The sequence below is a fragment of the Paenibacillus tritici genome, assembly GCF_018207515.1.
In the GTDB taxonomy this organism is placed as follows: domain Bacteria; phylum Bacillota; class Bacilli; order Paenibacillales; family Paenibacillaceae; genus Paenibacillus_AQ; species Paenibacillus_AQ tritici.
The window spans coordinates 3017736-3040744 of sequence record NZ_CP073365.1 but is presented as its reverse complement, the minus strand read 5'-3'; the positions used below and the strand labels follow the sequence as shown (position 1 = coordinate 3040744).

Annotated in this window: 21 protein-coding genes and 1 other annotated feature; of the genes, 7 read left to right on the top strand and 14 right to left on the bottom strand. The window is 50.6% G+C overall.

What is annotated here, in order from left to right; all coding sequences use genetic code 11:
* Positions 1-114 precede the first annotated feature (114 nt).
* Positions 115-2541 carry an RNA polymerase recycling motor HelD gene (gene helD / locus KDC22_RS12605; protein WP_211723266.1) on the bottom strand — a complete coding sequence of 809 codons (2427 nt, stop codon included), beginning with the start codon at positions 2539-2541 and terminating at the stop codon, positions 115-117.
* A gap of 235 nt (positions 2542-2776) precedes the next feature.
* Positions 2777-3373 carry a flavin reductase family protein gene (locus tag KDC22_RS12600; protein WP_211723265.1) on the bottom strand — a complete coding sequence of 199 codons (597 nt, stop codon included), beginning with the start codon at positions 3371-3373 and terminating at the stop codon, positions 2777-2779.
* 228 nt (positions 3374-3601) lie between these two features.
* On the opposite strand from KDC22_RS12600, the gene KDC22_RS12595 reads away from it, so the two are divergent.
* From KDC22_RS12595 to KDC22_RS12585, 3 genes are all read left to right on the top strand, one after another.
* Positions 3602-4030, top strand: coding sequence for a peptidase M56 BlaR1 (locus tag KDC22_RS12595; protein WP_211723264.1), 429 nt, complete (start codon positions 3602-3604; stop codon positions 4028-4030).
* Positions 4031-4034: 4 nt separating this feature from the next.
* Entirely contained in the window at positions 4035-4499 is a 465-nt protein-coding gene (locus KDC22_RS12590) for a hypothetical protein (RefSeq protein ID WP_211723263.1), read from the top strand.
* A gap of 229 nt (positions 4500-4728) precedes the next feature.
* Positions 4729-5403: an HAD family hydrolase gene (locus KDC22_RS12585; protein WP_211723262.1), complete on the top strand. Its 675-nt coding sequence runs from the start codon at positions 4729-4731 to the stop codon at positions 5401-5403.
* 208 nt (positions 5404-5611) lie between these two features.
* Here the strand turns inward: KDC22_RS12585 and KDC22_RS12580 are convergent, their stop codons facing one another.
* From KDC22_RS12580 to KDC22_RS12570, 3 genes are all read right to left on the bottom strand, one after another.
* On the bottom strand, positions 5612-6094 hold the full coding sequence (locus tag KDC22_RS12580) for a GNAT family N-acetyltransferase (RefSeq protein WP_211723261.1): 483 nt from the start codon (positions 6092-6094) through the stop codon (positions 5612-5614).
* Positions 6095-6111: 17 nt separating this feature from the next.
* A complete protein-coding gene (locus tag KDC22_RS12575) occupies positions 6112-6597 on the bottom strand; it encodes a GNAT family N-acetyltransferase (protein WP_211723260.1) in 486 nt (161 codons plus the stop codon).
* A 133-nt stretch (positions 6598-6730) separates the two neighbouring features.
* Positions 6731-7609 carry a MerR family transcriptional regulator gene (locus KDC22_RS12570; RefSeq protein WP_211723259.1) on the bottom strand — a complete coding sequence of 293 codons (879 nt, stop codon included), beginning with the start codon at positions 7607-7609 and terminating at the stop codon, positions 6731-6733.
* 142 nt (positions 7610-7751) lie between these two features.
* Positions 7752-8007 (top strand) — a binding site (T-box leader).
* 44 nt (positions 8008-8051) lie between these two features.
* Between KDC22_RS12570 and KDC22_RS12565 the strand changes: the two genes are divergently transcribed.
* The gene (locus tag KDC22_RS12565) at positions 8052-9053 is read left to right on the top strand and encodes a tryptophan--tRNA ligase (RefSeq protein ID WP_211723258.1); all 1002 of its coding nucleotides are present in this window, start codon (positions 8052-8054) and stop codon (positions 9051-9053) included.
* Between the two features lie 34 nt (positions 9054-9087).
* Here KDC22_RS12565 and KDC22_RS12560 read toward each other — a convergent pair whose 3' ends face one another.
* The 7 genes from KDC22_RS12560 to KDC22_RS12530 all read right to left on the bottom strand — a co-directional run bounded on the left by KDC22_RS12560 (position 9088) and on the right by KDC22_RS12530 (position 17801).
* Complete coding sequence (locus tag KDC22_RS12560; RefSeq protein ID WP_211723257.1) at positions 9088-10686, bottom strand: hypothetical protein; 1599 nt, start codon at positions 10684-10686, stop codon at positions 9088-9090.
* A complete protein-coding gene (locus KDC22_RS12555; protein ID WP_211723256.1) occupies positions 10679-11392 on the bottom strand; it encodes an ABC transporter ATP-binding protein in 714 nt (237 codons plus the stop codon). The genes KDC22_RS12560 and KDC22_RS12555 overlap by 8 nt, the downstream gene beginning before the upstream one ends.
* 72 nt (positions 11393-11464) lie before the next feature.
* Positions 11465-12223 carry an ABC transporter ATP-binding protein gene (locus KDC22_RS12550; protein ID WP_211723255.1) on the bottom strand — a complete coding sequence of 253 codons (759 nt, stop codon included), beginning with the start codon at positions 12221-12223 and terminating at the stop codon, positions 11465-11467.
* A 9-nt stretch (positions 12224-12232) separates the two neighbouring features.
* The gene (locus tag KDC22_RS12545) at positions 12233-14551 is read right to left on the bottom strand and encodes an ABC transporter permease (RefSeq protein ID WP_211723254.1); all 2319 of its coding nucleotides are present in this window, start codon (positions 14549-14551) and stop codon (positions 12233-12235) included.
* A complete protein-coding gene (locus KDC22_RS12540; protein WP_211723253.1) occupies positions 14536-15834 on the bottom strand; it encodes an MFS transporter in 1299 nt (432 codons plus the stop codon). The genes KDC22_RS12545 and KDC22_RS12540 overlap by 16 nt, the downstream gene beginning before the upstream one ends.
* On the bottom strand, positions 15827-16492 hold the full coding sequence (locus KDC22_RS12535) for a TetR/AcrR family transcriptional regulator (protein ID WP_211723252.1): 666 nt from the start codon (positions 16490-16492) through the stop codon (positions 15827-15829). Before KDC22_RS12535 ends, KDC22_RS12540 begins: the two co-directional genes overlap by 8 nt.
* An 853-nt stretch (positions 16493-17345) precedes the next feature.
* On the bottom strand, positions 17346-17801 hold the full coding sequence (locus tag KDC22_RS12530; protein ID WP_211723251.1) for a MarR family winged helix-turn-helix transcriptional regulator: 456 nt from the start codon (positions 17799-17801) through the stop codon (positions 17346-17348).
* Between the two features lie 164 nt (positions 17802-17965).
* On the opposite strand from KDC22_RS12530, the gene KDC22_RS12525 reads away from it, so the two are divergent.
* Entirely contained in the window at positions 17966-18934 is a 969-nt protein-coding gene (locus tag KDC22_RS12525) for a quinone oxidoreductase family protein (RefSeq protein WP_211723250.1), read from the top strand.
* Between the two features lie 167 nt (positions 18935-19101).
* On the top strand, positions 19102-19707 hold the full coding sequence (locus KDC22_RS12520) for a histidine phosphatase family protein (protein WP_211723249.1): 606 nt from the start codon (positions 19102-19104) through the stop codon (positions 19705-19707).
* 53 nt (positions 19708-19760) lie between these two features.
* Here KDC22_RS12520 and KDC22_RS12515 read toward each other — a convergent pair whose 3' ends face one another.
* Positions 19761-20807, bottom strand: coding sequence for an aromatic ring-hydroxylating oxygenase subunit alpha (locus KDC22_RS12515; protein ID WP_211723248.1), 1047 nt, complete (start codon positions 20805-20807; stop codon positions 19761-19763).
* 367 nt (positions 20808-21174) lie between these two features.
* Between KDC22_RS12515 and KDC22_RS12510 the strand changes: the two genes are divergently transcribed.
* A complete protein-coding gene (locus KDC22_RS12510; protein ID WP_211723247.1) occupies positions 21175-21717 on the top strand; it encodes an NADPH-dependent FMN reductase in 543 nt (180 codons plus the stop codon).
* A 143-nt stretch (positions 21718-21860) separates the two neighbouring features.
* Here KDC22_RS12510 and KDC22_RS12505 read toward each other — a convergent pair whose 3' ends face one another.
* Positions 21861-22922, bottom strand: coding sequence for a helix-turn-helix transcriptional regulator (locus KDC22_RS12505; protein ID WP_211723246.1), 1062 nt, complete (start codon positions 22920-22922; stop codon positions 21861-21863).
* Positions 22923-23009: the final 87 nt, after the last annotated feature.

The window sequence follows — 23009 nt, the reverse complement described above, 5'->3', positions numbered from 1 at the left end:
TAAAGAGTATTTTGATATGAAAAAAATATCACAGAGCATTCACTGTGTTCTCATAGTTGAACCAGGCTCAACATGCAAAGACCCCTCCATTAAATTGGAGTGGCCTTCTTAGATCTATAGCGTAGCTACTGTCTGCTCATACAACTCCCCGTCTACCCCATTCACAAACGGCGTCCATTCCCCTGCCGTATACAGCTGTAGCCGGTGCATAGCCCGTGTACAAGCCGTATAAAAGAGCTTACGCTCACTCTCCCTGTGGTACGTCTGCGGGGAGGCGTCGTAGATCAACACGGCGTCGAATTCGACACCTTTGGCGAGATAGGCTGGAATCACCTGTACACCCTTTTTAAAGGCAGGAGTATCCTTGGTAATATGAAGCAACCCGGCAGCCCCTCCGGCAGTCAAAATCTCATAAGCTTCTCTACCCTCCTCAGCCGTCTTTGTAATCACAGCGATGGAGCTGTAACCTTCAGCCTGAAGCTCCGCGAGATCTTTCACGATGCGCCCCGCCTTCAACTCATGATGGCCCAGCTTAGCCAACACCGGCTTCCGGCCCCTCCGCTCAAAAGCCACAATTGCCTCACCGCCGGGCAGCAGCCGCTTCGTAAACTCCACAATCTCGTAGGTCGAGCGGTAGCTGCGGACCAGCAGGAACTGGCTAGTCTCTTCTTCTCCATAGAGCTGTAGCAGCGGTGAGCTGCTTCCATACAGATTCGTCGCCTGCGTGAAGATCGCCTGGCCGAAGTCTCCCAGCACCGTCATGCGGGCACGCGGAAACAGCTTTTTGAGGAACTCATACTGGAACATGGAATAATCCTGGCCTTCGTCCACAAAAATATGCCGCACCTGCGTGTTCGTCCGCACACCCTCGATCAATTCTTTTAAATACAAATACGGGGTCGCATCTTCATAAAAAAGTTCCTGCCCGCTCAGCTTATCCTTCGTCTGCCCGCAGATCTCCGGCCATAGCTCCGGCACCTCCGCTTCACCTGTCATTTCCCTGTAGGCCGTTTCATCACTGAACAATTGACGGTAGAGCCCGGCCATGTCGATAAAGGTGAACTTCCTGATCCCCCGTCTCAGCGGTTTGAACTGCTCCTTCACGATCATCTCTCCCAGCAGCGCCTCCTCCCGCTCGGCGTAATCGAAGTCCCCTTCATCCTGCTCCCGCTTATGCACCAGCAGCTCCTGTAGGCGAAGGTATTTCTCCGCGAAGTCGAACACGCCCTTCTCTCTGTGGAGCTTACCGTGCACTTCAGCGTATTGGTCATTGTCAAGGTAATTCATCTCTTCCTCTACCCAGGCGGCTCCCTGCTCCTGCTTTTGCAGTCTGGTCAGCTCTTCGAGCAGCCATTTCTGCACCAGCGTAATCCGGTTAGGCAGACGAATCGAACGATCATAGCTGTATAGCTTGCTCTTGATCTGCTCCCCCGGGATTAACACGCGGTCCCGGAAGCAGATGTCCTTGAACAGCATCCCCTCCAGCTTCAGCCACTGCGCATAACCCTGAAGTGCCCGGAGGAAGGCTTCCGACGCCTTATATTCGACCCCCTTGAGACGGGCTTCATAACCCTCTTCCTGCTGCGCGGTAAGCACGTATTCCATCTGATCGAACGAATCCTCTATCCGGTAATCCTGACCCAGCCACGTTTCCAGATATTCCTGAAAGGTCGTCTGCTGCATATTCTCTTCACCCAGCTCCGGAAGGACGGTAGACACATAGCTGTTGAACATCGGGTTAGGGGAAAATAATACAATCTGATCCGCCGTAAGCCGCTCCCGGTGTTTGTACAGCAGATAGGCTACGCGCTGGAGCGCTGCCGAGGTTTTGCCGCTGCCCGCCGCCCCCTGCACAATAAGCATCCGGCTGGTATCGTTACGGATAATCGCGTTCTGCTCCGCCTGAATCGTAGCTACAATGCTCTTCATTTGTGAATCTGCGCCTTTGCCAAGCACCTGCTGGAGTAGTTCATCTCCGATTGTAACGCTCGAATCAAACAAATGCTGGAGCTGACCGTCACGGATCTGGTACTGCCGCTTCAGTTCCATCGTTCCGCTAATCCGTCCTCCCGGTGTGTCGAAGGCTGCTTTTCCCGGCGGATAGTCGTAGTACAGGCTCGCAATGGGGGTCCGCCAGTCATAGACCACGAAGCTCAGACCATCCTCTTCGATGAAGGAAGACACTCCGATATAGACCTGTTCCACCGCCTTCTGACCCTCCTCGTGAAAATCAATCCGGCCAAAATAAGGCGACGGCAGCAGCTGCTGCATATTCTTCCATTGCCGCAGCTTCCGCGCATGACTGCGTTCCCGTTCAGACAGGACGGCGTCCTGCTGGGTAATCGTGAAGAAGCTCTCTTCGAAATCCTCCTCCGTACTCGTATTGACCGTAACCTCTTCCCAGAATCTGCGGCGGATGTCCGTGGCCTGGTCCTTCAGCTGGCCAACCTCCGGCTCCAGGCTTTCGATCCCCGATTTCAGCTTCTCTTTGACCTGCTCCAGCCACTCCAACTCCTGCTCCCAGCTGCTTACCTTCTCCATCACCGGATCACTCCTCTTTCTTGAAATAGTCCCAAACAGGCGGGTTGACAAACCGGATGTCCCTTTGCTATAATTAAGATATAAATAAGATGCGTTACATCCGATCTAATTTGTTAAAATAGTCAACAGTCTTCTAACATTAGCATATTATTTCTTTGTATGCAATAATTTTTTGTACATAATTAGCCCTGGCGCTTGCGCCAGGGCTTTGTTGTTCAGATGATAACCTGTCCTATTATACCGGTCTCTCGATCTCAAAAATCTCCCCGATCCCCGCATAATGATTCCCGGCCAATCTGCTTACCGCCCCTAATTGTACCGGATCAATTCTTCCCTGTTCGTAGATCTTTTCATCAATATGAAACTGCACGATCCTGCCGATAATCAGATCATTATTAGGCAGCTCCAGGCAATGCTCCAACACACATTCCATCCGCACCTTCGCTTCCTTAATCCCCGGTACGCCAATGTGCAGGCTATCCACAGGCGTCAGTCCGGCTAGAGAAACCTCACTCTGATCCGGCGGCAACGGCGCAGCAGTCATATTCACCTGTCCGACATTCTGCTGATCCACAATATGAACCACGAATTCCTTCGTATGCTTAATATTCCGCGCTGTATCCTTGGACTGGCCCGAAGCTGCATGTTGGATGGAGACAGAGATCATCGGCGGGTTGGAGGATACGATATTGAAGTAGCTGAACGGCGCACCATTCAATACCTCCTCATCCCCCAGCGTGGTGACAAAAGCAATCGGCCGCGGAATAATGCTCCCGACCAGCAGCTTATAATTGTCCCGCTCGGTATTGTGCTGTGGGTCAATCGAAATCATAATTGTGCCTCCTCTTTTCTGGATAAGCGTCATCCCATCCCCATTATCATGCACAAACGCCTGCCATTCAAGCTGCTCCTGATCATCGTGGAGATCCATAAAATTTGTTCTTGTTTTTGTCAATATTTATGGTAAAATTTTACTTGTAATTAAATCCTTTTTATGTATTTTGTTGTTCGCGAGTCCGCTATTCATTTACGGCCAATCTAACTTGAAAGGGGTGGAATAATGAAGCTGGCTTTTCCGATTCTCGTAGGACGGATTCTGATCGCCGGCGGTATCTTGACAGCGGGGATTCTCTTGGGAACGATTGCAGCAGAATCAACCATTGCTCTGACCGAGAAGTCCTCCAAAGCTGTGACTGTCTATCCGAAAAATGAGAACGGCGATACCTACGGTTCGGCATTCCATGCAAGTACAAATGAAGAGAAACCGGATTTAATTGAGGCGATCGGCGAAGACGATGTTACAGGTTATATCCGTAAAAAAGATCTGGATGGCGACATGCCAAAAACACCTGAAGAAGCAACCGCATTGATGAACAAGCAACAAGTGAACGGCCCGAGGCAAATCCCCTTATACGAAAAAGACGGCAAAACGGTGATCGGAACTTTTATGGCAGGCGAAACTAAACCCGTAGATACTAAGGAGGAATAATCCTATGTTCTCGAAAAAAATCAAGCAAGTTACAGGTGTGTTAATGGCGGGATTTCTGATTGGCTCTACAGCTACTATAGCATCGGCGGTCCCTTTAGTAAGTCCTCCTAAAATTATAGGGCCCTACCTGATAAACGGGCAATACTACCGATACACTGCCTGGAGTGAGATTGATAGAACAGCCGCAAATAATATGAAAAGTCAAACGTACATCAACAACCAAGTTGAATGGGAAGCAGTTCCAGCAGGTTATATTGGTGCACAAACGGCTTTATACAAAGATGGAGCTTTAGTAGCCAGTTCTACTGCAAGTTATAATGATTTCCCAACCTACGCACACGTAGCAACTGAAATTAATACTTATGGATATGGTAATTATTCAGCTAAAGGAATTGTATATGCATATACTGGAAATGGATATTCTTCTCTTATAACCAATCAAACTCCAGCCATGGCTGGTGGCTTTTAAGTTAGAACCAGATGATGTAAAAATTCAGCGCGTTGCTGGCCGTAGAGGGAAATGAACGAAGTTCTATCGACGAACAAGCCATTTTCCCCCTAGGACAAGGGATGGCACATTCGTCGATTTTTTATGCTCATTATGCTAATCAATTTACTCCCCACGCATATTGTGCCCCCTGCCTTGCAGGAATACTGTTTATGTATGACGAAGGTTCAGTTCAAGAGGAGTGATTCAAATGATAATCCAAGCGGTTCTTTTTGATCTGGATGGAACACTGCTAGACCGTGACTCGTCACTATTAATGTTTGCCAGAGAGCAATACCATCGCTACTCCCCGTTGCAGATTGTTAATGAAGAAGCGTTTATTGAACGGTTCATTGAGCTCGATAATCATGGTTCCGTATGGAAGGATCAAGTATATCAACAGCTCATCCATGAGTTCTCCATTCAAAATTTGGACTGGACGGCGCTTTTAGAGGATTACATAAGCAATTTCCACAAGCATTGTACAGGTTTTCCGAATTTGCTGAATATGCTTACCACTTTGAAGAAACAAGATATTAAGCTGGCACTAGTCTCCAACGGTTACGGGCAATTTCAATATGATAATTTCAAGGCATTACATATCGCGCATCTATTCGATGAGGTGCTGATATCAGAATGGGAAGGGCTGCGGAAGCCTGACCCCGCGATTTTCATGCGTGCATTAACTAAACTTGGAGTCTCTGCTGAGAATGCTCTCTTTGTAGGAGATCATCCTGATAACGATATACGGGCAAGCCGTAACGTTGGGATGAAGGCGATTTGGAAACGAAATGATCCACGGGAAGCTATTACTGAAGCTGATGCTGTAATTGATGATTTAGGGGAATTAGTGAACGTGGTGAAGCTATTTTCGGCCGGGGACTGAAACAATCCTGCACATATTGCAACATTCTCCTCATTGTAACGTCCAAGATCAACAATTGTTGTACAAAAGTCAGCTTTCCGCCTTCACCAAGCCACTGAGCAGGATAAATCCTGCTTTTCATACAACAATCCTCCTGAATACGCCTGTGTCTCCGAACCAGAGTTGCAATTTATGCAGTATTTCGTTGCTATAATCTACAGCGTTAACTTTAAATAACCTTTTTCTCGTAATAGCACAAGGTCAGCCTGTCGTTGATCACTTGCATCTCACCCGTTCTCCTGTAGCCCAGCTTCTCATACAAGTAGCAGTTCCTCTCTTCTTGCATGATAGTAGCCAGCCCCCAGACTGTAGCATCAGCATAGATTTGCTCAATCTGAGCGAACACCTGCTGGGCGATACCTTGGCCTTGATGTTCTGGCAGGATAAATATTTGCCCGAGCCAATATTCATGCTCTTCTTTCTTTTTGACTCTAATACTACCTGCTGCGATACCGGCATACCGGATGATGTAATAATCTACAGTAGGCTGATTGATCCGTTCCACCACCCTCTCCACAGTCTCATTGGCCGGGCTTGTTTCATAATCCTGATATTTCTCCAAGAGCGGCAGGAAGGCCTGAAGCTGCATGGCATGAATAACCGCCGCATCCTCCACTGTCGCTTTACTTAACGTAACCGTTGAAATCCCCATTGTATGCACCTCCAAATTCATCGAAAATATACATAATCCAAGTGTTCACCAGCAAGTCCTGCAATATGATTATTCTGTCTTCTATGCGATAGAGTAAATCCGATGCTCTCATACATCCGTCGGGCAGGGATCAGATCATCATTCGTGGTAACAATAATTTGCTGCACATCATTCTCGAGGATTCTATTGACCGCTTCTTGAAGCTGCATCGTACTGTAACCTTTGCCCTTGTATGCTGAAGCAATGCAATTGTGACCAATTTCCACATATCGGGGCATATTCCTCGGGTCCCACGAAACAAAGCCAATGGCCTTACCGTTAAGCGTTGTTATAAAGCCATACTTATCCGCAATTTGCAGATGCTCAAAGAAAAAGCTGTCAAACGCCTGCCAATCCGTAATGCAGCTATGCTCATACCTGGTATCAAAGGAATAGGCATCTTTCAATAGCTCAACCAGTATTCCCCGCTCTAAGCTACTTACTTTCTTAAATTCAATATCCATGCGCCCTCCATATCTTCTTTGATTTCACTTACAAATATTATATTTAATCACACAATTCCACCATGACATATTGCATGTAAGTTTTGGACGCAAAAAGGCGGTACTTCACTAACTCAGAAGCCCGCCTGTCCACTTATTTCGCCTTCACTGGCTCCAGCAGGTTCAAATCATACAGATTGCCGCTGTTCTCTGGATGATCATTGCGGATATGCTCTTCCAGGCAAAGCCGGGTAGGGTCCGAAGTGTATTTCTTACTGTGTGATAATTGATTCATCAGGTTGTTCCAAGAGCCGCCAATGTCTTCATCGCTGTCAAGCTTGGCATAGAGTCCGCCGGGCAGCAGCATCTCCTGGAATGGCTCCGGTACAACGACCCCCTCAGGAATTGTCGCACACATTCCATAACCATAGGGCTTACCTGTACTACTTGGCATGGGCTTCATATTCCCGCCGAACAACCGCGCCGTACCCAAGAGAGTCGCAGACTTCAGCCAGTCCATTAAAGGTCCCATCGCTTTGTCTTCAGGAGAAACGTCTACCACGATATGATAGGCAACCCTCATCGCAGGCAGTGTAATCACTTTGAATGTTGACCGCTCGGTTACATTACTCATAAATACATTCTCCATTTCGTTAAGCAGTTCCTCCAGGACAGAGGTCCTCTTATTGGTAATGTTCAGGTATTCAAGGGTCTGAAGTAATTGCTGTTCAACCCGTTTCAAGCCTTTTTGGTGCACCTGTAGAGCCGCTATCCTGTTCTCAATGACCCGTATGAGTTCAAATACTGATTTTCTCTCCACGACAGGCTGTATTTCTTTGATCGGAATATCCATTCTCCGCAGCAGAGCCGTGATCCTGATACATTGAAGCGCATCCTCCTCGTATGTGCGCCAACCCGACGATGAATCTCTGCCGCTATGAAATAGTCCTTCTGCTTCCCAGTGCCGCAAGGTGCGGCTCGTCAGCCCCATTTGCTCTGACAATTGCTGTATGGTAACAACAGTCCTGTTCATTTCTACCTCCTCTCTTCGATCTCATAGCTATCGTACCACTTGACGCCGCGTCAAGTTCAAGGGGTAATCTCATAAACCTATATAATATAAAATTGACTTTCGCACGAATGTGTTGTAAAAATACAGTAATACAATATTATACAACTTTGCAATGACGAAGAGAGTACGCATAACGAATACTTCAGAGAGCTGATGGATGGTGCGAATCAGTGTAGGGACTATGCCGAAGTGGACTTCTGAGCATCCAAACCGAACCTTAGGAAGTAGGCTTTGGCGAAAGTCTCGTCGTTACAAGAGACGCGTATTCAGATATCCAGTGATATTTCGATACGTTTAAGCGGGTCCGATTTAATTTCGGGCTAATTAAGGTGGTACCACGGGGTTCTCTCGTCCTTTTCAGGATGAGAGGACCCCTTTTTGATTACATAGACGGAGGGATAAAATGAGTAATGAAATTGTGTTAACAGGAATTAAGCCTACAGGCAAAGTCCATCTGGGGAACTACATCGGAGCGATCAAACCCGCGCTGCAAATTGCCGGGACCAGTGATTGCACCTCTCTTTACTTCATCGCAGACTACCATGGATTAACCTTCATTCAGGATAGAGATGAGTTCAATACTTTGTCTTACAGCATTGCAGCTACATGGTTGGCTTTAGGACTCGACCCGGACCGGGTAATTTTTTATAGACAATCCGATGTGCCGGAAATCTTCGAGCTTAGCTGGATCTTGTCATGCCTAACCTCCAAAGGCCTAATGAACCGCGCCCATGCCTACAAATCCATTCATGACAAAAATGAACAATTAGGCTTGGATTCAGATACCGGGGTCAATATGGGCCTCTACACCTATCCGATTCTGATGGCTGCGGATATTCTTCTGTTTCAATCAGACAAGGTCCCTGTCGGTAAAGACCAGATACAGCATGTGGAGATCGCCAGAGATATCGCCGAAGGCTTTAACCGGATTTATGGAGATACCTTCAAGCTGCCTGACTATATTGTCGATGAGAAAACAGCAGTTATTCCGGGTCTGGACGGAAGAAAAATGAGCAAAAGCTATAATAATACGATTCCGCTGTTTGAACCAGCAGAACACTTGAAGAAGCTCATTAACAAAATTAAAACAGACTCAACGCCTCCACAAGCACCAAAAAACCCGGATACCTCAAATATTTACTTACTGTACAAAGAGTTTGCGACTCCTGCCCAAGTACAGGATTTCAGGAACAGATATTTAAACGGTATCAGTTGGGGAGATGCCAAACAAGAACTGTTCCAGGTGGTAAATGCTTACCTGGAGGAGCCGCGTAAAAAATATAATAAATTGATGGTTGCGCCAGAGCAAATTGATGACATCCTAAATGAGGGTGCCCGGAAGGCAAGAGCCATAGCTGCACCTTTGCTTAAGAAGGTAAAATTAAAGATCGGACGTTACAAATAGATCAGACTTCTATCTCTAGTAGTGGCTGTTAGGATTACAGCCGCGCAAATAACCGCTCCCCTCGGGTCTGTATATATCTGTACATGCCGGCGCATACCGCTGCTATAATAACACCGTATATCAGCATAAGAAGATCGCCGTTCAGATGTTCAATAAGCATGAATAGCATGACGGGAACGGCCAGCGTGAGGACTCCGATAACCATGGAGACCAGCACCGCTGCGCTCTGCTTGATGACTGCAACTTCACTGGTCCATTCCAGCTTGGGCAGCTTCAGGTTCACAATCACGCCCAGCATGGCTGAATAACAGGCATAGATTACAGGGATCACAAGCAGGAGCAGACTTTCGGTCCATCCGGTCTCCAGCGTAACAACAAACAGCACCGAGCTTACGGCTATCACCGGCAAGGTAATGGTGAGATTCACGGCAACCTTGCTGAGGATGATCGCCTGCTTGGAGACGGGGGAGCTTGTCAATATCCACAGATGATTCCCTTCCAGCGAAATTGAGCTTGATGTGGTGCAGCTCAGTATGACGAACAAGGACACCACAAGCGGGCTGAACGTATTCAAATATTCTGACAACTGCGGAATGGCAAGGATCGTCCCGAGCTTCTCTGAGCTGACGAACAATAATGAAACCGACATTAATAAGAGCAGAACCATACCAACGCCTGTGTTCAGCACATAATTGGCGGAGCTGAAGTAGCGGCGCAGCTCTTTGAGATACAAGGCCTTGAACACAGAGCTCTCCTGCAAGGGCTTCATGGTGTACTTGCGGCCTGCACGGCTGGTCATCAGTCCCGTATGAATGGCTTTGTACCGGGTTGCCAGCACGGTGGAGAAGAGTACAAAGGCCAGTACAGAGACAGCGATGAAGAGAATTAATGCAGGAACCCGGTACGAACAGACTGCATCAACATAGACGGACGCCAGCGGATACAGCTTGAAGATCATTTTACCCAAGCCCTCTCCAACATCCGTAAGCTGCTGCTCCTCTCCGTTAAGCATAAATGAGCCCAGCATGAGGGCAATAATGAAGATAAACGTGAAGATGATGCTGAGCATCCGGCTCGCCCTGAACCGGGAAGAGACCCAGCTGATCAAGGAGCCCACAATCGTAGCCGCTATAATCGGCAGTAAGCTGATGAATAAGAGTGTCATTAGAAAAAACAGATAAAACAGTACACCCGGCTTCACAAGCTGCGCATATACAGCCCCCGCCGGAAGCATGACCAGCAGCGTGAAGAACAGGTTCATCACATAGAGCTGAAGCACACGGCTCGCCACCACATGGCTGGTCTTCACGGGAAGCGACATGATCATATCGTAGTCCTTATAGCTGAACAATACCCCGCTTGCCTTATAGACCGTAGTGAAGAATCCGACCAGCGAAGTGACCGTCATCATCACCGCCAGCAGCAGATCCAGCCGCCCGAGCTGTTCAAACGTCTTCGCCATCATGCGGCTGTAGCCGTAAGACACGAATCCTATCATGAGTATACCGGCGATCATCGCGATACTGAGCAGCAGCGCCTTCCGTCTCTCCGCAGGGTCTTTCGTATGCAGCGCTTTATTGAGGCCGAAGGAGGACAATAGCTGCAGCTTTGTTAACCTCCAGATATTAATCATTGTCGATCAGCTCCATGAATACGTCCTCCAGGCTGTGCTCGCCCCGTACCACTTCGGTTTTGCCGTGGGTAATCAGCCGTCCGTCCTTAATGATAGCGATCTTGTTGCAGAGCTTCTCTGCGGTATCCAGCACATGCGTGGAGAAGAAGATGGCGCTGCCCTTGCTGCACAAGTCCGTCATGAGCGTCTTCAGCGTATGTGCTGCTTTGGGATCAAGGCCCACGAAGGGTTCGTCCAGCACCAAAAGCTTCGGCTCATGAATGAGCGCAGAGATGATAGCGAGCTTCTGCTTCATGCCGTGGGAATATGAGGAGATCATATCGCCCAGATTAGCCGTAATCTGAAAATCATCACTGTATTTGCCGATGAGCCGCTCCCGGTCCGCCTTGGAGACGTGAAAGAGATCACCGATGAAATTCAGGTATTGAATACCCGTAAGATGATCGTACAGATCGGGGTTATCCGGAATATAAGCAAGCTTCGCCTTGCAAGCCAGCGGATCTGCCTTCACAGAGATGCCGTCAATTTCAATCTCCCCTTCTTCAAAATCGAGTACGCCTACCACAGCGCGGATGGTCGTGGTTTTCCCCGCTCCGTTATGCCCGATGAAGCCATAGATGTCGCCCGGCTCGACTACCAGACTGAGGTCATCCACTGCCTTGCGGCCGCCCTTATAGCTCTTCGTAAAATGTTGAATTCTTAGCATTCCCTCTCACCTCTTCCTTGGTGTTAGCAAATAACTATATTACGAATAGCACGTGCCAATCGTTCATTGTAATTAAATCCCAATCTCCCGCATTTTTGCAATGACTCTGTTCATCCGCTCCTCTATGTCTTGGCCGCTAAATCTCGGAAGACGCAGTTCATCGACAATTCTGCCGTCACACATGAACATAATCCGCTCCGTCTTCGCCGCAATGACGGCATCATGGGTGACCAGCATGACCGCTGTACCTTCTTCATTGATTTCAGCCAGCAGCTCCATGATCTCCTGGGCAGCCTTCAGGTTCAGTGCGCCGGTCGGCTCATCCCCAAAAATAATCCGCGGGCTGCTCATCAGCGCCCGGCAGATACCGGCCCGCTGAAGCTGCCCGCCCGAAGCCTGCGTGATATCCCGATTCGCCAGCTCCGCGATCCCCACCTTCTGCATAAGCTGTCTGGCTTGCCCGGTAATCTCTGCGGCCTTACGCCGGTTGCCGCGCATAGACGGCAGAATGATATTATCCAGGATGTTCAGATTCTTCATCAGCGTCGGCTGCTGAAATACGAAGCCCATTCCCGTCCGGCGGAGATCGGCAAGCTCATCGTCCTCCAGTGATGCCAAATCCTTGCCCTCAAAAGTAACAAGGCCCTCATCTATCCGGTCCATACCGCTTAGGGCGAACATCAGTGTGGACTTCCCTGAGCCTGAAGGTCCCATCACCGACACGAATTCGCCTTCGTGAATATCGACGGATACCCCGTCCAGCACCTTGCGCTGCTCCCCGCCGGTGCCGTATTGTTTGATAATATTTTCACCCGAAATGATCTTCTTCATCTGCATGATCTACTCCTTAATGTTCCCGGATATTTGGATTCGTCCGATTCCCGATGTGCCGATAATCGTGGCAATGAATACGGAGCCTGTCATGATCAGCGGACACAGCACATATGCTGAGAGCGGGTCCACCACGAACTTGAACGACGAAGCGCCGAACGAAGAGATAACTGCTCCTGCCAGAAGCTGCCCCAGGGTATTCGCCAGCAGGGTGCCCAGAACAACCCCGATGATGAGCACGACTACCGAACGCGCGTAATACTGCGCCGTCAGCTCCGAATTCCGGAAGCCAAGGGATTTCATGACGGCAATGGAATACCGGTCCTTGGCCACCAGCATACGCATAAACAGCAGCGTAATCAGCACATTGATCAGCAGCATCAGCGCCATGGACGCCCATGCAGCCTTGCCTACTGAACTTATGGTAGAGCCGAAGGTCTGCGTCACATATTCATCAATTCCTGATACTTTGGCATAATTGAACAGTTCGGCATATTCGGTTACTTTGCTGCTGACCAGCGATGAATCTGCCAGCTCGGCATAGATAACGGACCACATCACCTCCGCTGAATTCACGGGGAATACGGCCTTGGCCGTTTTTCCGCCATTGGTCACATCCGAATAGATTCCGCTTACGGCAAGCGCTCTGGGTTCTCCGTCAACCAGAAGTGTAAGCGAGTCACCGGGCTTGGTTCGCAGCTCCTTGGCATTCACGGCGGAGAGCGCGATTTCATTCGCTGCTTCCGGTCTCCGCCCTTCCGAATAGGCTACCGGGAAAATAGAATGATCGCCGAACTCCACCTTCAGCCGCTCCTCGGTTCCATCGTCCAGCTTCACCTTAAGCGCCCGGGTGGTAAGCACCGCATGGCGGAAGATCATCACATCGCTCTCCATCACCCGCGCAATAGCTGTCGTCTTCTCCTCAATATTGCCGGTCTGCTGGATATCCAGGCGCAGATCACTGTCTCCGATGCCCATATAGGTAATGAAGCTCGGGGAGGATATCGTAGTGTAGAGATTCTGGGGAACAATCATAATGAAGGAAGAGATTACGAGAACAGCAAGCATCGTTGCGTATAGACCCTTCCTGGATAAGACGTCCTTCAGGCCAAGATAGACATTCGTGTTCAGCAGCCGGTTGCCGCTCAGGGTCAGCCTCCCGGAGCCCGCAGGCTTCTCCTGCGCTGTGCCGAAGCGGATGGCCTCTACCGCAGAGATCCAGTGGAAACGCTTCAGCACCCGGTTCACATAAGCAACAATCGTAAGGAATACGAGCAGTACGCCAAGGATTCCACAGGCCAAGGCAAGTGCTGGATTCCCGCTTTCGCCCATGTATAGCCTGATATTGTCAAGCAGCAGGCCCTTGAAGACGAACGACAACGCCAATCCGAGAATACTTCCCAGAGCGGCAACGGCTGCGTATTTCGCCAGATATAACCTTTTGAGATCAGAGACACGTAAGCCGATCGCCTTCATGACACCAATCTCGCGGTAATCGCTCTCCATGGTCGCCAGAAGGGTAAACCGGATACACAGGAAGGCGATAATAACGACAAGCACGCTCGCCATCAGGATAACGGCAATCATCAGCCCGTCAGAGATCGCATTCAGCACCCTGAACAAGGGATAGGTGATCACCGGGCCGTTGCCTTCAAGCCCCGCTGCGGTATATTCTGTCTCGAAGGCTCCAAGCGTGGATAAATCCTTGAGTCTGAATTCAATCAGATACTCTGTGCTGCCGGAATGCTGAATCTCCGCATAATCCCCCGGGCTGATGAGGAATCTCTTCGACGAGGCGAGCAGCGAATTCATCTGGGAATCCCGCAGGAACCCCGCTACGCTGAAGCTTTTGTCCCCAACCCTCACGGAACTTCCGGCCTTCGCGGAGCCATCCTTCATGTAGGTGACCGGAACATAAATCTCGCCGTCCTGTACCGTAATCACCTTCCCGTCCAGATCCAGCAGATAATCAAAGGCCCCGCTTTGCGTGCTGAAGCCATTATCCTGAACGCTGTCTGCCAGCGATTGGCCGTCGATAACAATCTGCGCATTTTCCACATTGAGGAAATCGAGTACCTGAAATTCTTCAACCTTGCGGTTCTGCTCCGCAAATGCTGACAATCGCGTCTTATCCAGCTGCCCTGAATGCATCTGCAGGAAATGCGGCGTCTTGGCCTGTGTCATGAGATTATCAATTGCCCCCGTCAGATTAACGATCAGGATAGCCGACAGCGAGACAAGCATTGCTGCGGCAGCGACGAATAACATCGTAGTTAATGTGGTTGCTTTGCTTTTGCGGATATCGTTCCGGATTATTCGGTAGTACATACTTCACCTCTGCTCTCCAGGCTTCTTATAGACTTAAGCTGATAGATTATTACGGAAGCGGCGCTTAACAGCAGCCCGGCGATGATAATGAGGAATCCCATTCCCCGGCCGCTGCCGGTGCCGATTATTCTGCCGACACTGTCCGCAAGCAACCCGCCTGTCACCAGGAGTGGCGTAAATACGTAATCTGCCAGCACTCCCGCCAGCATATAGGCCACAACAAATCCAAGCTGGGAGAGCAGTCCAATCAGTGACCAGGCTCTGCCCTGCACGGAATTGTCAATATTGGTGCGGACCAGATAATCGAGGGCCGTGTTCGTGAAGGGCAGCATGGCGAAGAACAGGAATCCGGCAACTCCAATCAGCACAATATTCTCACGCAGTCCGAACGCCGCAATACTGAGTCCTGAGGCAAACAGCGACACCGACAGCATGGTGACAAAATTCTTCTGTAGCCGCAGCATCCCTATAATCACACTCGACACAAGCATCCCCGAAGCCATAACGGTCTCCAGCGTCCCCAAGACAGTACTGCTGGAGAACGCCAGAATCATCGGCATCGACAATGTCTCAATGAACCCGATGAAGAAGGTCATGACTGAGGTCATAATCACAAGGACAAGCACTCCCCGCTTACCGGAAACGGCTCTCCAGCCTTCTTTGAATTCACGGATAAAAGCCTGCGCCTGCTCCGCCTTCTTGGAAGCCAGTCCGCTGCGTACAGCAAGCGTTGTCGGAACCGTAATGGCAAAGGTGCAGATGTCGATGATCAGCAACAGCTTCACATCCGACACGGCGAGCAGCAGCCCGGCAATGACGGGTGAGATCAGATATTTGGCCGACCCGGCGATCTGAACGAAACCGCTTGCCTTCGTGTACTGCTCCTCGGTGAGCAGATCAGTAACGGTAGCCTTGTAGGCCGGATCAAGCAGCGAGGAGAATACCGAGCTAACGGTCACTCCCACGCAGACCTGCCAGAGCTGTGCTTCCCCGCTAAGCAGGCAGACCAGAATATAGATCAGTCCTGTGGCAGAGAGACTGTCGCCCAGCACCATCAGCAGCCTGCGGTCATAGCGGTCCGCTAGCACGCCCGCGACCGGACTCAGCAGCAGCGAGGGCATGAACGCCAGCAGCGTAACCAGAGCCATCGCCGATGCCTGCCCGGTCTGCTGCAGGATATAAATGCCCAGCCCGAACGAGGTAAGCCCGCTGCCAACCGCTGAGATTAGCTGACCTGACCACAGAAACAGAAATCTGCCGAATCCTGTATCTGCTCTACGCATCGCCTGAACCCCCTTCCGCTCCCTCCGCGCTGCCGAATATCTGCATCACACTCATCAGACTTCCGCTCTCGGCCCCGAGCAGTCTTTCCAGGTTGGCGATAAATGCCAGGATGCGCGACATTCGCTGGTCATCCGTCAACTCAAACATATCATTGTCAAAAATGGTGTTCGCATAAATCACCACCATCTCCATACATTCATACGGATACTGTGTATTGAACAATCCCTGCCGGATGCCCTCGCTGATGATAGGAGCCAGAATCGGCGGAACGCCGCTGATGATCGCCTTTTGAATCTTCTGATGCATAAGCGCATTCTGCGGCTTGTGAATATGCTCCATTATTTCCGTGCCGCCGCCGCTTCCACTGTTTATATTCAGCGCCATGACCACCCGGAGAATCCTGTCGATTACGGGGATGCTCTGATCATTAGCGATATGCTGCGCCGCCCCGAGAATATTGACATTCGTCCGTTCGATCAGCGCATCCATAATATCCTCCTTCGATTTGAAGTGATAATACAGCGTTCCTCGGGCTATGCCCACCTTGCCCAGAATATCGCCCGTGCTGGTCCCGTCGAAGCCCTTCTGGCCGAAAAGCTCCTCAGCTGCATCCAGAATTTCATTTCTGCGGGCTTCCGCTTCTTTTACAATTCTCATCGTCCATTCTCCTTGTAGTGTAGCTGTAATTAGTCGAAACGTAGTTGGTGTGTGTTGAAACGTAGTTAGTCGTTGCTGGAACATAGTGAGTGTGTTGATGAAACGTTAGTGCGTTGGTGCCGGGACGTAGTGCGTTGGCGCCGGAACGTAGGGCGTTGGCGCCGGAACGTAGTGCGTTGGTGCAATCTGTGGTGTTCTGCAGTACTCCGCCTGTATCAAGCACTTATTTACCGACCGACTGTCTGTCGGTAAGTGATAATAGCATATCATGATCGTGTGGAATTGTCTTGTTATTTCTGGAATGCGGGCGAACCGGCAGTGGGCTCTGACTCCGCAATCAGCAGTTGGATAAACGTATCTTATTGGGGACGTTTTTGAGCGTCTGAGGTGATTAGTTGGATAAACGTCATTTAATTTCCTGCATTTCCACTACTCTGATTATTTTACAGCTTATTAAGTGTTGTTTTTCCAACTGCTTCCTTTCAATCTCTCTTTTGCTCATAAACAAGTGCTGAAAATCCAACTATTTCCGGCTACAGGTGCAGCCAGTGCGAGCATTGCAGCTAGTGCAACCAATGCAACATGCGCAGCCAGTTCGGCTAGTGCAGCCAGTAAAGCCAGTGCTAGCTTTGCAGCTAGTAGCAGCCACTGCGGGCAGTTCGCCAGTGCGGCCACAGATGCAGCAACCTGTAGCCACGCTGCGCCCACCTTCTAAAGTTACTGCGTATGCGTTTTCCCTGGTAGCAGCATATGAACAGCATAAAGGAATATCAATTCCATTCACTGTTGTAACTGTCCCGTTGATTAACGCTCGTTCCCTATTAAACGGTCACTCCCTATTCACCCCATACAATCAACGGCTCACCCCTGGGGCGGTGACCAGAATTTTGCTGGCAAGAGCAATAAGCTGCGCCCGTTCCTCCCCGGTAAGACCTTCGGTTACCAGCGTTATCTGACGCTCAATCTGCTCGCCGACCTCATGGATGATCTTCCAGCCTGCCGGGGTCGCCCTCACATTGAACCCCCGCCGGTCACTCTGTGAAACGGTACGTTCAACCAGCCCGCGGCGCTGCGCCCGGTCCACGAGTCCCGTAATACTGGATTTGTCGAGGCCCAGATGCTTGGCCAGCTGCAGCATACCCGGCTCGCGGTCGCGCAGTATCCCTAGCAGACGGATTTGAATGATCGACAGATCATGCTGCGTTCCTATTCTGGCAAGGATGTTCTGAATAACAAAAGAAAGCTGTACAAGGCTGTCGACCATCGACAGTTCCTCCAGTTTATCAAAAGAATCATCGTAATTGCTCATTGGCTTCACTCCGGACTTTATTGTAGTTCAGACCTGTTTGCAACTATTGTACCACAGCAGCCATTGACTTTGTACGTGGAACAAACTATATTGTTTGTATTACAAACTTTTTAGTTTGTTCCACAAACAAAAAATGCCCAATCGGGCAAATTGGAGGCCTATTTATGTACGCTGCTGTTGTTCGATCATTCGATTCAGGTCCGAAATACGAAGAAGTTGAATCCCCAGTGCCCTCGGGAGAACATGAAGCTCTGGTGGATGTGCTTGCTGCCGGGTTACATCTCCGGGTACGGGCACAAGCCAACGGCTCCCACTACACCAGTACCGATGAACTGCCGCTCATCCCCGGTATTGACGGAGTGGGACGGCTCCCGGACGGCAAGCTGGTCTATTTTGTCGCAACAGATACGGCTCTAGGGACGTTTGCAGACCAGACTATCGTTGATCTTCGCCGCGCTGTACCTCTGCCTGCACATGCCGATCCTGTGCTTATCGCCGCCGCGATGAATCCGGCCATGTCAGCCTGGGTGACTCTGCGCCGCAGGGTTCAGGCTAAGCCGGGGTTCAAGGTACTTATTCTGGGAGCGACCGGCAATTCCGGACAGATGGCTGTCCAGATCGCCAAGCTTATGGGAGCCAGTCAGATTATCGCCGCCGGACGGAACCCGGAACGCCTTCGTTCACTTCCCCAGCTTGGTGCTGATGTAACCTTATCGCTTGCAGGAGATCCCGCAGCCGTTGCCCGGAACCTTGGAGAAGCTGCAGCCGACGCCGATATTGTGCTCGATTATCTGTGGGGAGAACCTGCCGCACACGCCATGCTCCCGATATTGACCCGCCGGTCCGACCGCAGCCGGCTGTTAACCTGGATTCAGATCGGTTCCGTTGCCGGTGCGGACGCCCCAATTCCTTCCGCCGCCCTCCGCTCTGCCAACTTCCAGATTATCGGCAGCGGTCAGGGGTCTGTCACTCCGGCCGGTTATCTGGCAGAATTCCCGGCGTTGATCCAGGCGGTTGCAGACGGTCAGCTAACTGCGAACCCTGTCGTTTATCCGCTATCCCGGATTGAAGAAGTATGGAAGACTCCGGCCGACAGTCAGCAGCGTATCGTCTTCGTGCCGCATAATAAGTAAACCCCGAGGACTCCTCCAAGCAAGCTATGTCCGGCTATTGTCAAGCTTTGCCATCATGATTGTAACTTCTCTTCTTGTTAAATCTGGAAAGCGAATGATAAACTTAGCAGGGCATCCCGCTTAAGGAATCATACTAACGTTTCACAGGACAGGAGGCCGAAGAGCAATTGGCGATCTATTTGGTAAGACACGGCAAAGATGACGAAGGATATCGCGGCGGATGGAGTCAGCGGGGGCTAATGACCCAGGGTTACAGACAAGCCGAGAAGCTGGGCCGTTATCTGAAAGAGAACCAGCCCTTATTCAACATAAAGCGTATAATCACCAGCGATCTGCAGCGGGCTCTGGACACAGCCGGTGAGCTGGCAAGAGAACTGGAGTTACCCCTGCAGCGCAGTATGGACTGGAGAGAAATGAACAACGGCGTGATCGCCGGTATGCCGAACGAAATTGTAAATGAACGGTATCCCGGCTTATATTTCTCAGGCTTGCGGATGGACGAGCGTTACCCGGGCGGAGAGAGCCCGCTGGAATTCTTCAACCGGATTCAGGAAGCATTCACCCGGATCTGCGCAGAAGAAGCGGGCAGCTCTCCCGAAGATAACCTGGTCATTGTTACGCATGGCGGAGTCATTAATATTATTTATCACATGATCAGAGAATTAGAATGGAACAACCGCGGCAGTAAATTCCCGGCTTCCTATACCAGCCTGCACAGAGTCGAGCTTCAGAACGGGAAGTGGATGCTCACACTGGAGAACTATACAGTGTAGCTGTAGTAACATATTTTGCCGCCCGGAATCATAAGTTGCGTAAGTGATGTGAATTAAGAGGTATAATTCTGGCCCAGCCCCAGGCTGCTCAGCAGCTGTCTATAAGCAATCGACGTCCGGTCTGCCGGAATATGAGCTTCCGCCTGGAGGTCCAGCGGCAGATCCTCCGGCGTCTGCGACTCTACCATCTCCGCGTCCTCCTGGAACACCTGAAGATTGAACTTGATCGTATCCTCTACAGGAGCGCTTTTGTCAAAGTTACGCGAGATCGGGCAGAACAGCCTTGTATAGCGGGCAGATACCGGAGAAGCACAATTCAGAATCTTCAGCCTGCCTTCATCCGGAAAATAGACGGTCAGCGATGCGGCAAACGGCGCAAATACCCGGAACTCACGCAGCCACTGGAAGCCTTCCGGTGCCGGATTGTCCTGCCCCTTGCCGTAATTGCTGACCGTACTCCAATATTCAGCCACCAGCTCCGTCTCCCCTTCACGCCATACCTTGTACTGGGGAACCTCTGTATTATTACGGTCTCCGAAGGTTGCCGTATGCACGTACGCGAAATGGGACACATCCAGGAAGCCCTCCATCTGCCGCCCGGAGGAACCGGCAATATCAAAGCTCGGAATCAGAATGTTGATATAGTCCGGGTCCTCCCAGGCGGGGAAGGATGGAATCTGCTCCGGCGCACCTCCCAGACAGGTCCAGATCAGGCCATAACGTTCAACCGCCGGATAGACAATCAATTTCAATTTGGGTGAGATTTTGGCGCTTGGATGCGCCGGGACAGCGGTACATTTCCCCTCACAGCTATAACGGAAGCCGTGATACGGGCAGACAATCTCCCCGTTCTCCACCCAGCCTTTGCTTAACGGGGCTCCCCGGTGAAAGCACAGATCACGGGCAATAACCACCTTATCTCCGCTACGGTAGCATACAAGCTTCATATCCAGCAGCTTCACCGCTACCGGCTGATCCTTTATTTCATCCGCAGCCGCCACCGGATACCAATATCCGGCCAGAATCCGCCAGTCTTCAGGCGAGAAGGTGCAATGACGCGGGAGCTCCAGTTCTGCCTGCCGTTTCTTTTCCTCAATCATGGCTGCCCCACCTCTCTGTTAGCTATAAGTACATAAGATGTAGATAATCTAATTATATGTTAGATAAACTCACTTGTTGAATGTATTTTAAGCTTATACTCCATATAAAATCAATTCAAAAACTGATTATTTTGTAATTCATCCTGAAATCAGCCGATAAATGTTATGCATAGTGACATATAAGTTAAAACCTTATGATGAAGCATCCTAGGTTGTATCTATACTGATCTATGCTGATCACACGGATATGAAGCACGCAAAATAAATAGTATCTAAAATTCACTTGCTTTATTAAAGTTATAAGCTATAATAAAAACATAATAACTGATTGCAAAACACTGAACACCAAATACGAGGAGGAATTATAATGTCAACTCTTAATATCGGAATTATTCTGGGAAGCACACGTCAAGGCCGCGTTAGTCCGCAGGTAGGCGAATGGGTGAAGGGTATTGCAGAAGCGCGCGGAGATGCTAATTATGAAATCGTGGATATTGCCGACTACAAGCTGCCGTTCTTCGGAGAAAGTGACAGCTATGCTGAAGCCCAGGCTTGGGCTGCCAAGCTGGCGACCCTGGACGGATTCGTCTTCATCGTACAAGAATATAATCACAGTCTTACCGGAGTCCTTAAGAACGCTCTGGACTCAGCGCGCGATGAATGGCATAACAAAGCAGCCGGCATCGTAAGTTATGGTTCAGGCGGCGGTGTCCGTGCCGCTGAACACCTGCGCGGCATTCTCGGCGAGCTGTCGGTCGCCGATGTCCGTGTTCATCCGCTGCTCTCGCTGTTCACTGATTTCGAGAACGGTTCCGTCTTCAAACCGGCTGACCTGCATACTGCCAATGTCAACGCCATGCTCGATCAGGTTCTGGCCTGGAGCGGCGCTCTGAAGACGTTGCGCTCGTAATTAACCCGGCAGAGTACTACCAGCTGCCATTCATCTTAAGCTGACGTAAGAAATAAGGGCTGACCCATTGGGGTCAGCCCTTTGTTTTGTAGCAGGATCAACTTACACTTGGGTGGACACTGCGCGAACGGCCCCCCTCTCCTCTATCGCGACAACAGCCTGCTGATCAGTTCTCTGCGGCTGGAGACACCGGTTTTGACAAAGATAGATTTCAGGTGATCCTGTACCGTATAAGCAGAGATATACAGCGATTCCGCCAGCTCCTTGGTCGATAACCCCAGCGCCAGCATCCCGGCAAGCTGCTTCTCCCGCGCGGTTAAGGCGAAGGCGTCTGCCAGCAGCCGGAATACATCGGCAGACCGGGCACTCACCAGTGAAACGGCCAGCAGCCTCTGCGGGCCGCCAAGCAGGCTGGCGGTAAGGGTCAGATAAGCCCCGTCTCCGGTCTGAAGGCATATCCGCGCCGCGGAGGGAGCAGTCCCGGAAGGATGGCTCTCCGCGAGCACCCGCAGGCAGACGGCACGCACCGGTCCTGGAAGTGTGCGCTCTTCCAGATGCTCCAGGCCCCAGATATGCTTCAGCCAATAATGAGCTGCTGCATTGGCACTCTGGGGAACCAGGCGGTCACTCAGTACGAGAATCCCGTTATCCTCCGGCTCTCCCCTGTCCGCTTCAGACATCGGGAAGACAGACGCATATCCGCGCAGGCGTTCAGCGATCAGCGGAACGACAGAAGCGATCACGACGCATTCCTGCTCCTGGAATGGAGGGTGGTCCAGCGGACGGAATAAGGTCAGGAATCCCCAGCAGACCCCGCCTGCCCGCAGCGCGGCACGCAGTTCATCTCCGAATCCGGCAGGCTGCAGCACCTTGCGGTAACGCTCACTCTTCTCCGGCTGTCCGCCGGTAATCAGGCTTAAGGAGGCTACCGGCATATCCGCCGCAGCCAATGTCTCATATTTCATATAATCCTCATGCAGATACTCATATTCAAACAGCACCGAATGAACCGCTTCAAGTCCCTGCTCCGTTACCGCCCCCGTGCTCAAAAGCGTATGCGGGTCTACAGTGGTGCAACAAGCCGCGGCAAACGGAATACTGAAACGGAGCGCTGCAATCACCGCTTCCCGGTACTGCTCTGAATTCAGGACCGGTCCGCCCCGTGCAGGATCAAGCTGCTGAATGCTTCTCATCATCTTGTTCATCTTCTGTCCTCTCCGATAATCCCACAAATGTGGGATAGTCTATCGCAGGCATAACCCGGATAATGATACGTAATTCTAAGGAAATCG